This is a genomic window from Methanosaeta sp. UBA458 (assembly GCF_002496085.1).
Taxonomy (GTDB): domain Archaea; phylum Halobacteriota; class Methanosarcinia; order Methanotrichales; family Methanotrichaceae; genus Methanothrix; species Methanothrix soehngenii.
Window position 1 is genome coordinate 1 of the sequence record NZ_DAIK01000161.1, and the last position, 9,218, is coordinate 9,218.

General features: G+C 54.4%; 12 protein-coding genes and 1 pseudogene. 5 read left to right on the forward strand and 8 right to left on the reverse strand.

The window, feature by feature from the left end; all coding sequences use genetic code 11:
* Positions 1-175: 175 nt before the first annotated feature.
* Positions 176-418 (forward strand): annotated as a pseudogene (locus BP822_RS12915) (type II toxin-antitoxin system HicB family antitoxin).
* A gap of 65 nt (positions 419-483) precedes the next feature.
* Here the strand turns inward: BP822_RS12915 and nadA are convergent.
* The 5 genes from nadA to BP822_RS11740 form a co-directional block, all read right to left on the reverse strand.
* Entirely contained in the window at positions 484-1,380 is an 897-nt protein-coding gene (gene nadA, locus BP822_RS11720; RefSeq protein ID WP_013720182.1) for a quinolinate synthase NadA, read from the reverse strand.
* A 139-nt stretch (positions 1,381-1,519) separates the two neighbouring features.
* On the reverse strand, positions 1,520-1,798 hold the full coding sequence (locus BP822_RS11725; protein WP_013720183.1) for a ubiquitin-like small modifier protein 1: 279 nt from the start codon (positions 1,796-1,798) through the stop codon (positions 1,520-1,522).
* Positions 1,788-2,441 (reverse strand): TfuA-related McrA-glycine thioamidation protein, encoded by a 654-nt coding sequence (locus tag BP822_RS11730; RefSeq protein WP_273270681.1) that lies wholly within the window; start codon positions 2,439-2,441, stop codon positions 1,788-1,790. Before BP822_RS11730 ends, BP822_RS11725 begins: the two co-directional genes overlap by 11 nt.
* The gene (locus tag BP822_RS11735; RefSeq protein ID WP_273270679.1) at positions 2,395-3,615 is read right to left on the reverse strand and encodes a YcaO-related McrA-glycine thioamidation protein; all 1,221 of its coding nucleotides are present in this window, start codon (positions 3,613-3,615) and stop codon (positions 2,395-2,397) included. The genes BP822_RS11730 and BP822_RS11735 overlap by 47 nt, the downstream gene beginning before the upstream one ends.
* 64 nt (positions 3,616-3,679) lie before the next feature.
* Entirely contained in the window at positions 3,680-4,120 is a 441-nt protein-coding gene (locus BP822_RS11740; RefSeq protein WP_013720186.1) for a PaaI family thioesterase, read from the reverse strand.
* Positions 4,121-4,188: 68 nt separating this feature from the next.
* Between BP822_RS11740 and BP822_RS11745 the strand changes: the two genes are divergently transcribed.
* The 4 genes from BP822_RS11745 (at position 4,189) to BP822_RS11760 (ending at position 7,096) form a co-directional block, all read left to right on the forward strand.
* Positions 4,189-4,692: a hypothetical protein gene (locus BP822_RS11745; protein ID WP_013720187.1), complete on the forward strand. Its 504-nt coding sequence runs from the start codon at positions 4,189-4,191 to the stop codon at positions 4,690-4,692.
* Positions 4,689-5,792, forward strand: a complete 1,104-nt coding sequence (locus BP822_RS11750) for a pyridoxal phosphate-dependent aminotransferase (protein ID WP_013720188.1) — start codon at positions 4,689-4,691, stop codon at positions 5,790-5,792. The genes BP822_RS11745 and BP822_RS11750 overlap by 4 nt, the downstream gene beginning before the upstream one ends.
* A gap of 35 nt (positions 5,793-5,827) precedes the next feature.
* Entirely contained in the window at positions 5,828-6,211 is a 384-nt protein-coding gene (locus BP822_RS11755; RefSeq protein WP_013720189.1) for a translation initiation factor IF-5A, read from the forward strand.
* Positions 6,212-6,310: 99 nt separating this feature from the next.
* On the forward strand, positions 6,311-7,096 hold the full coding sequence (locus BP822_RS11760; RefSeq protein ID WP_013720190.1) for a class I SAM-dependent methyltransferase: 786 nt from the start codon (positions 6,311-6,313) through the stop codon (positions 7,094-7,096).
* Here BP822_RS11760 and BP822_RS11765 read toward each other — a convergent pair whose 3' ends face one another.
* From BP822_RS11765 to BP822_RS11775, 3 genes are all read right to left on the reverse strand, one after another.
* Entirely contained in the window at positions 7,097-7,768 is a 672-nt protein-coding gene (locus tag BP822_RS11765) for a metallophosphoesterase family protein (RefSeq protein WP_013720191.1), read from the reverse strand.
* Positions 7,769-7,814: 46 nt separating this feature from the next.
* On the reverse strand, positions 7,815-8,537 hold the full coding sequence (locus tag BP822_RS11770; protein ID WP_286878345.1) for a hypothetical protein: 723 nt from the start codon (positions 8,535-8,537) through the stop codon (positions 7,815-7,817).
* A gap of 63 nt (positions 8,538-8,600) precedes the next feature.
* A complete protein-coding gene (locus tag BP822_RS11775) occupies positions 8,601-9,185 on the reverse strand; it encodes a 4Fe-4S binding protein (RefSeq protein WP_286878346.1) in 585 nt (194 codons plus the stop codon).
* Between the last annotated feature and the right edge of the window lie 33 nt (positions 9,186-9,218).

The window sequence follows — 9,218 nt, forward strand, 5'->3', positions numbered from 1 at the left end:
TTTAGAGCGGGACAAGGAGATCTGGGAGATCACTGCTATGATTAGGGCTTAGAAGTATCGCGATTCTATCGATCACTCATCCGCCTGAGCTATCAGGCCTGATGATCTGCTCGAATTACTAAACCAGCACAAACCCCAGATTGTGCATTTCAGCGGACATGGCAGCGAAAAGGGTATGTTCTGCGAATATATCCAGGCTGCAATCTCCAAGGCGGTATATGAAGTCATAGATGACCAAGAGCCTTATTCCGGCGAAGTGCCCTAATTAAAGGGCATTTGGGCAACTGGCAAAACTCAGCAAGAGTACCAGGATAATTTGAGGATGGCCATAGAAGACTGGATTGCGTTCAGTCTGAGATTCGATTTACCCATCCCGGTTATTGAAGGCCAAACCTTAAGAGCAGCAATCGAGGCATAAAGTACGTCAAAGCTGGCAAAAAGAGTTTCAGATTCGTTTGCACACTGCCTTTCTTTCACAATCCTTCAAACCTTCACCCGCAGCATCCTCTCGATCGCCCCTCTCGCCCGCACAGCGATCTCCTCTGGCACAACAACCCGCGGCTCGAGCGTCTGCAAAGCCCGGAGGACATCGGGAAGGGTGGTTTTCTTCATATTCTGGCAGATGGCCTCATCGCTCAGAGGATAAAACTCTCTATCCGGATGGGCCTTCTTCAGCCGGTAGATCATGCCCACCTCCGTGCCGATGATGTACTCCCGCGCCCGGTTGATATCGGGATGCTTGCACATTCCTGCGGTGCTGTAGACGAAATCGGCCAGGTCGATCACCTCCGGCCGACACTCCGGATGGACCAGAACCTCCGCCTGAGGATGAAGCTTGCGAGCTGCCTTCACCATCTCCGGGGTGAATTGGTCATGAACATAGCAGTAGCCATCCCAGGGTATGATCTTCTTCTTCGTATGGCGGGCCACATAGGCAGCCAGGTTCCTGTCCGGCACGAATATGACCTCGTCTTCAGACAGCGATTCTACCACTTGCACCCCATTAGCAGATGTGCAGCAGATGTCGCTCTTCGCCTTGATCTCCGCAGTGGAGTTCACATAGCATACCACCGCTGCCTGAGGATAGAGAGCCTTCAATTCATCCAGTTGCTGGGGGGTGATCATGTGGGCCATGGGGCACCAAGCCCCTTTCACCGGCAGGACCACCCTCTTTTGCGGGGATAAGATAGCGGCCGTCTCCGCCATGAAGTCCACTCCGCAGAAGACTATAACCTCCGAGTCCAGGGCCGCTGCTGCCCGGGAAAGCTCCAGGGAGTCGCCCGCCAGATCCGCTATATCCTGAACCGCCGGTATCTGATAATTGTGGGCCAGAATCGTCGCCCGGCGTTCCTTCTTCAAAGCTTGAATCTCTTCTATCATAGCCATCGAGAACAGTCCCAGGGAATGGGAAACTATTATTTCAATCTATTTAGATAGGTTTTATGAATATTATTAGCTCAATTAAACTGTAATTGATCCTGATCTGCATCATTTGAACTTATCGAATACCATCGGAATATCATCCACCAATAACAGCAGTGAACAGGGCCAGCTCATCCCCATCCGCCAGCGGGGTCTCGAGCGACTGCAGGCTCTCGATGTTCTTTCCCGAGAGAAAGATGTTTACGTCCTCGCGCAGCCTTCCTTCCTTGAATAAAAGCGGCTCCAGCGAGGCGTGATCATGGCATAACAGGTTCAGAAGATCTCTTATCATTGCCCCCTCGCCTGGAAGATCGATATCTTTCTCCTTTCCCAGAATATTTCGAAATCCGGCAAACGACCTGATCTTAATCCTCATCAATAGCTATCTCCTTTGCCCTCTCCAGGGCCCGGATGGCGTCCTCCATCTTGAAGTCTCGCCGGTTGGAGGCCAGGAATGCGCGAAACCTCTCTATCTCCTCCTCTGCCACAAAGTCCCGCGCCCTCTCCATCATCATCTCATAGCTCCTCTCAGGAAAGTACAGAGCCTGTGCGCAGCGAAGGAGCCTGTCTTTTCCGACGGTGCCGATCGCTCCCTTCTGCCAGGCCTGCTCCAGATTGAAGCGGATGTTCACCAGAGGCTCTGAATGCGGCTCAAACGTGAAAGGATCAAAGGTTAGCGCCACCTCATCATCTGATACCAGCATTCCTTTCTTATAGGCCTGATAGATGAGCCCTACTCCCTCCATGCCATAAACATCCAGCTCCGAGGCCCGCAGGGCTCCCATGCTCGACGCCCCCAGGACCCTCGCTCCTGCGTCCAATGCGTATATGACCTCTTTATGCGCCACAGAAGAGTCCTGAAAGAAGACCCCATCGATGAGAACGATGATCTGCGCTCCATCCTGGGCCGCCCGGTAAACGTCACCCCGCCGGGCAGGAGGCCGCCATTCAGCCTGCAGAATCTCCTCTGCCCTAGCTCTGCAGAGGCTTGGCCCTAGGAAGACGACGACTTCTGGCATTCCTTATCCTCTTTCCCACCCTTTCCGGGTCTACCCCTGCGATCTCAAGACCCGGGACGATCACCCTCACCACCGGAACGCCGATCTCCTCTCTGGTTAAATCGACCACCACTGCTCGCTCCAGGCCCGCCTCTTCCAGCTTGCTGATCATGAACTTGATATCCAAAAGGAAGTCATTGCTCTCAAAAGACTGAATATCAGCAAAGCTCTTTTTCTCCCCGATATCAAACCAATAACGGTTGAGCCTCTTGGTCCTTTCGTATCCGATTTGCCGGCGGAAATCGGCGGTGACGGTATCCTCTCTTGCCCCGTGGATCTGGGTGAGCCGGCTCTGCGCCACCTCAGTCAGGGCGCGCAGCACCGCCACCCGGGCGCTGGTGTGGGTACCCATCCCAGTGGTGAGCAGAGTGGGATCGCGCAGCTTTATATCATCGGCAGCAGCCGCGCAGGTGGGGATGTCGATATCGCTGGTGATATCCCGCAGGTAGACATCCACCTCTGCTGCGGCGAACCTCTCCAGCAGGCCTTGTGCCTGTTCGTCAACAACATCAGATATCAGCGGCCCCATGTGCCTCGTCGCCTCCACTATTGCCCAGGCGTCTCTCTCTATAACCTCAGCTAGACCGTGGAATATCGCCTCTTCCATCATATTCCCTGAGGCGAGACCGCTGGTGTTGGTCCGAAAGAGCCTCTTGTAGTCAGAGGACAGAGGATGAAATACCGCATTGGCTGGGACCTGTATCTCTTCGTCATTCATAATATCCCAGCCCAAAACCCAGGGGATCTCAGCGTCTGCATCCGCGACTGCTTCTGTGGGGAGTATCAGATCGACAGGGTTCAGAGCCTCGGCTTTCAGGCTGGAATAGCGGGCAATTGTCAGCTCCCTGTCTCGCACCTCTCCAGAGTAGCGCTCGAGCCCCTCCATCATCGCCGAGACCCTGGCCTCGACAGGAGTTGCCCCTTTGCCATTATAGACGGAGACCGCTCCCCGATCGGCCATCGGCCGGATGGAGGAGAAGACTGGTATACCGATTCGGTCCAGATTGGTTATATCGGCCACTCTGGTGATCCCGGCAGCGGGCAGCTTGGCCTCGATTCGCTTCTCAGTCTCCTCCGGGGATGCCGCCCGGTGAGTGTCCTCCTTGTATCTCTTTATGCAGGGCCCTAGCTTCATCGCCAGATCCTTGGGGAGCTATGGAATATAAACCCTGTTCAAGAGCACTGATCAAGAGCTCTTTTCAGGAGCTCGGTGGGGCCTCGGGCGGAAGGAACGGAAGGCGGTCTCTCATTCTATAAGCCAGGGCCTGGCAGGTGGCAACTAGCCGCCCGTCCTCTCCCGTTACTCTGATCTCACAGGAGGAGATCTTTCTGGACCGATTCGTCTCTTTCCCTTCGGCCCGCAAAGTCTCTCCGGGACGAGCAGGAGATAGGTAGCTGACATTCACTCCCAGTGCCACTGCCACTGTGCCATGGGAGTTGACGGTCAGCTCAAAGGCGGCATCTAAGAGTGAATAGATTGCCGCACCATGGGTCGTCCTGAAGAGGTTGTTCATCATCTCGTTCGTCTTCATCTTCAAGATAGCGTGCCCCGCCTCCAGCTCCTGGATCTCTATCCCGAACATCCGGGCATAAGGCTCACGGGCAAACTCCTCCTTTAGAGACTTTATACATTGGTCCATGGAAATCTCTCCTCTCCAGGGACCATTTCTCGAAACGGTTATATCTGCTCCGCCAGGATCTAGAGATAATGCCCTCTTCTCAAGGCCCAAGGCCGGAACCGGTCTCCATAGAGATCAGTGGATCTTCCGTATCCATCCTGCTCACTCAGGGCTCCATCAACATCTGGTTCGGCAAAAAATTCGATAAGTTGCTTCTATCCAGGATTCTGCTAATGATCTCCAAGGTCGACTCGACCACAGAGCATGAGAAGGAGGTCTTGTGCCGCTTTGAGGAGATCAGCGAGTTTGAGAGCAATGGCTATATTCTGACATCATATGCCCGCAAAAAGGACAGATACCGGGCGATATTCGTGGTCCCATTCTCCAATAAGAGGGCGCTGGAAAGGTTTATGGAGTCCGTATCCACGGAGACCGAGAAAGAGGATGTGAAGATCACCCTTTACTGGAGAGGGGGGAGGGTCAGGATGAACATCATGAAAGAGGAGCTGAGCACGCTCGGCTGCTTTAGCATTCTCAATGTGATCTATAGGGATGATCAGATCGGAGAGCAAAACAGGAGGGAGAAGCCATGAGGTTTGCATGTTGTACAGAGGAGATTGAGATATCAGGAATTAGGAAATGCTTCGAGTCGGCTATGCCCGGCTCGGTCAATCTGGGACTGGGCCAGCCGGATTTCGACACTCCATCTCACATAAAGAGGGCTGCGATCAGGGCCATAGAAATGGGGCAGTGCGGCTACACCCCCAACTGCGGAGTGCCGGCGCTCAGAGAGGCACTGGCAGAGAAGTTGATGAGAGAAAACCAGATCGACTGCACCGCCGATGATATAATGGTCACCAGCGGTGCCAGCGAGGCCCTATTCCTGGCAATCGTCGCCCTGGTAGACCGGGGCGAGGAGGTGCTGGTGGGAGATCCAAGCTTCCTCTCCTATGCCGAGCTGACTCGGCTGGTGGGGGCAAGGCCCGTCTCCGTCCCCTTAGACGAGGACCTCCGCATAACCCCGGAGGCAATTGGGGAGCGAATAACAAAAAAGACCCGGATGATAATCATCAACTCCCCCTCCAACCCCACCGGATCGGTCCAGACCGAGGAGCAGATGAGGGCTATCGCCGAAATAGCCGATGACGAGGATATCGCCCTCCTCTCAGATGAGGTCTATGAGCATTTCATCTACCGGGGAGAGCATATCAGCCCGGCTAGGTTTTCAGATAATGTGATCACCGTCAATGCCGTCTCCAAGACCTATGCCATGACCGGCTGGCGGCTGGGTTATCTCGCCGCCCGGAACGAGGCTATAGAGCAGCATCTCAAGATTCATCAGTATGTCCAGGCCTGCGCCAGCTCCATCTCCCAGGCCGCAGCCCTGGAGGCGATCTGTGGACCCCAGGATTGCGTTCGTCAGATGAGGGATGAGTTTATGAGCCGCAGAGACCTTCTGGTAGCAGGCTTCCGGGAGATGGGAGTGGACCTGACAGAGCCGGATGGCGCTTTCTATCTCTTCCCTCGGGTGGGAGACGGCGACCTGGTGGCCAGCAAGCTGGCAAGAGCAGGGGTCATCACCGTTCCAGGATCTGCTTTTGGAGAGGGCGGAAGGGAGCATATCCGGATATCTTATGCCGCCAGCCGGGCCAATCTCGAGGAAGCGCTGCGGAGGATGAAAGATATCCTTTAAATAGGTGAGTCGCATTCGCCCTCAGGAGTGATGAAATGAAGGAGCAGGTTGAGGTCAGAGAGCTGAAAGAAGGAAGGTATGTAATCATAGATGAAGAGCCCTGCATAATCAAGAGCATATCCCATTCCAAGCCCGGCAAGCACGGTTCGGCCAAGGCGAGGGTGGATGCCATTGGCATCTTCGACAACCAGAAGAAATCCATCGTCCAGCCGGTCACCACCAAGATCTACGTGCCAACTGTCGAGCGCAAGACCGGCCAGGTCTTGTCCATCGGCGACACATCGGTGCAGCTAATGGACCTGGGCAGCTATGCTACCATCGATGTTCCCATAACAGAGGACCAGAAATCCAAGATCGAGGAAGGCAAAGAGGTAGCCTACCTAGCGGTGATGGGCAGGACCAAGCTGGACATTCGCTAGGGATTAAGCGATCGGCTTCCTGTTCCCAAGGCGGGCTTGTTCATCTTTTCCTGGCCTGCCTTCGATTTCACATTTTGTGGGTAGCTCGGAGGCTATAAGTTGTCATCCTACTCCGCCTATAAGGGCACGGGTTTTGATCAGCTGGATCCCTTCGATTCCAGCGACAGCAATCTGTGGCGCAAGGCGGAGTATCTGGGCCGATATCTATTTGCCGCCGATTTTCTGCGCAGCCGGAGCATAAGGCTTGCCGCTGATGTATCCTGCGGCCTGGGATACGGATCGATTGAGCTGGCCACCGCCTCCGAGGAGGTAGTGGGCATAGATGGCAGCCCGGAGATGATCGAGCGGGCGATGGCTGGATGCCAAGAGCCCAATATTCGCTTCAATTGCCTGAACCTGGAGGAGGACGATCTCTGCAGGCATATCCGGGAAGGCTCCTGTGGGGCAGCGGTCAGCTTTGAGACCCTGGAGCATCTGAACGATCCGGGCCGGGCGGTGGATCAGTTCTCCAGAATCCTCATGCCGGAGGGCTTTTTCATCTGTTCCGTCCCTAATGTTATATCGGAGTCGGGAGATGACGCCGGCCTGCCAAAGAATAGGTCCCATAAGCAGTGGTTTAACTTTCCCTCGCTCTGCCGGATGGTGGAACGACGCGGCATGAGGGTGATATATCGGCTGGGCCAGTCACGCTCAAGAATGCTCTATCGAAGAGAGCAGCAGCTCTTCAATGCCAGGAGGATCAGGCGGAGGCTGAGCGACGAGACGGTGATGCACTCTGAAGAAATGATCCGCTGGCTGTCTTATGTTGCCGCCTATCCATCTGTGGAGGATGTCGATGGATCCTACTCCATCATCATCATCGCCCAAAAGCAGGGCTCAGATTAATCAGATCCATTTGACTGTTATCTCATCGTTCAGATCGATCACTGCTCCATAGCCCCGACGCAGCTCTCCTACGTTCACCACCAGGGTGGAGCCGATATGACACTCTCCCCGATCCTCATGAATATGGCCGCATAAGACCAGATCGGGCTGATAGTTCTCTATGAATCGGCGCAGTTCAGAGGAGCCGGATCTCTCGCCATTGTAAAGAATATCACAAGCCCCCCGGGGCGGCTGATGAACGATGACGATCTTGGCCCGGGTACCAGCCACCTCCTGGTAGGCTTTCTCCAGAACGGAATAGACCTCATCATCGCGATGGTAGTACCTATTGGGATCGCCAAGTCTGCGGGGATCTCGGGCTATCATTCCTCCCATGCCAAGAAATCCGTACTCCTTATGGCGAAAAGAGGATCGGTGAAGGACAATAAAACCCGCTTTCTCCCAGAGATCAGGGACGACATCTCTGTGGTCCATATTGCCGGGAACTATCAGCACTGGCGGACCAAGGCGGGCGAGGGCCATGGCAGCAGGCTTCGCTCCCTCTGTTGAACTGGCATTATGGAGGTCGCCGCAAAAGGCAATCAGGTCGTACTTGAGGTCCTTTAGATTCCTGATCCCCTCAGTGCAGTCATGCAGGTCCGCCAGACCCAGAATCCTCAGAGCCCCACTCATGGACCATCTCCAGAATATGGCTATGGATCTCCAGATATTTAGATCTCTACGATATCGTATGGGCGGGCTTGGATGATGCCGCTTCAGCCTGCGGGGGGAATACGTCCACTATGACCACGTTGCTCGGCTGGTTGTTGATCACGAAGTAGAGCATGTGTCTTCCTGCTTGATCGGCATCAAAGCTCATATTGTTGTAGCCAGGATTGAGTTGATAGACGCAGTAATCGTGAAATATGCTGTTTGTCTGAATGGTATGGTAGAATCCGGCATCTCCTCTCTGGGGTACATAGGCTACCAGCTCCAGCTTGCTTCCCAGGGGCACGACTGCATACTGCGACCAGTTAGCTGTTCCCTTTATCCATAGATCGCTTCTGGTGGCCATAGCAGATGCATATTGAGAATATGCCAGTCCCTGACCATCGCCATAATAGACTGCTATCGGCTCTTTCCCAGATATATCATACTGGGCAGGTTTGCCGATCACTCCGCCCTCAGCAGTCTTTGTGGCAGCGGCAAAATATTCGCTATAGGGAATGAATGCGCTCTGTGCTGCACCCGCAGTGTAGAGGGACGCGTCCGAGGGCAGGGGATATCTGGCGCTGGGCACGGGCTGGTCCAGCCAGTCCAGCATTCCCGCCAGGCCCTCGTCCAGAGTCCCACGACCATAAGACTGGCCGATGTTGGGATTCGAGTAGCCTGTATCTGCGGCAAAAGCCGGTAATGGAATGCTGATTGCCATTATGCAGATAAGAAATATGACCTGTTTCATCTCATTTCACCCGCAAATGGGTTTCGACACATCCTATTTAAACTTGCGTCAAAAGTTCGACAATCAGTGAAAGATCAGGGCGTCCTTTGGGCAGGCGTCTATGCAGCGGCCGCACTTTATGCAATCCGGCAAATCCTGCAGCTCAAATACCCGAAGCTGCATGGGGCAGACCTTCTGGCACCTCTTGCAGTCAATACATAAATCCCCGTCCAGCTTGAGCTGGTATTTGCTGCCTCCCATAATCCTCTGCAATGTGCCCATGGGACAGAATGTGCACCAGGTCCGGGGGGCGATGATCACGCCAAAGAGTATGGCAATGGAGGTGGTGATTATGCATAGGGTGACAAATACCATTCCGATTCGGTCCACCACCCCCTGGGTTCCTAATAGCCGGTAGATCATAAAGCCCATCAGGGCGATGAAGATGGGAATCCTGATCCACATGCTGCGCAGGAAAAGAGGGATCGCCAGCCTTCGGCTAAGGGGGGCCAGCCAGAAGTCAACGAAGCTGCCCCGGGGGCAGAGGTTGCCACAAAACCATCTGCCTCTGAAGGGGGCAATGGTCAGAAGGGTGGCGAAGACCAGCAGGAGGATGTAGCCAAGCTTGGGATAAAAGATCCCGCCAATCGATACAATCAGCACGATCATGCCCAGATAAGGGAGGGTTTCGAAAAACTAATC